The sequence below is a fragment of the Mycobacterium sp. E2989 genome (genome assembly GCF_001667595.1).
GTDB lineage: Bacteria > Actinomycetota > Actinomycetes > Mycobacteriales > Mycobacteriaceae > Mycobacterium.
In genome coordinates this window covers 1-634 of record NZ_LZJX01000137.1, presented here as the reverse complement: position 1 = coordinate 634, position 634 = coordinate 1, and the positions used below count along the sequence as shown (strand labels likewise).

The following is a 634-nucleotide window of genomic DNA, read 5'->3' as shown; positions in this document are numbered from 1 at the left end:
GCCCCGCAGGGGGCGTTCACCGCGGCCCGGGCCGCCAAGGCCGAGGGCGTGCAGATCTCGACGATTTCGTTCGGCACCAAGACCGGCGAGATCGAGATGGACGGGCAGCGGGTCGCGGTGCCGGTATCGACGGACCAGATGAAGATGATCGCCAAGCTGTCCGGCGGGCAGTCCTACACCGCCGGCACCGTCGACGAGCTGTCCAAGAGCTACAACGCCATCGAGAAGGACATCGGCTACCGCACCGTGCCGGGTCCCGGCAGTGCCGGGTGGTTGCGCCTGGGCGTGCTCACCGCCCTGATCGCGACGGCGCTGGCGCTGCTGATCAACCGGCGGCTGCCGGTCTGATCGCTCAGGAGGGCAGCCGGCGGTTCAGGAACAGGCCGGCCAGGACGGCGCCGGCCATCGCGACGGCCCCCAGCAGCATCCAGGCCAGGCTGGCGTCGCCCTTGACGGTTTCGTAGCCGATCTGGCGCTGCAGGGTCGCGTAGACGTCCTTCAGCGACTCCAGGCTGTCGGCGTGGAACGACTGGCCGTCGGTGATCTCGCAGATCTTCTTCAGCGTCTGATCGTCGACGGGAACCGGGATGGTGGCGCCCTCGTACTCGACGGTGCCGTACGGCGTGCCGAACGA

General features: G+C 68.9%; 2 pseudogenes. One reads left to right on the top strand and one right to left on the bottom strand.

The features are described 5' to 3' along the window. Positions 1-348: pseudogene (locus tag A5680_RS24395) on the top strand (hypothetical protein); the annotation flags it as partial. A gap of 4 nt (positions 349-352) precedes the next feature. On the opposite strand, the pseudogene A5680_RS24390 reads toward A5680_RS24395, so the two are convergent. After that, a pseudogene (locus tag A5680_RS24390) lies at positions 353-634 on the bottom strand (hypothetical protein); the annotation flags it as partial.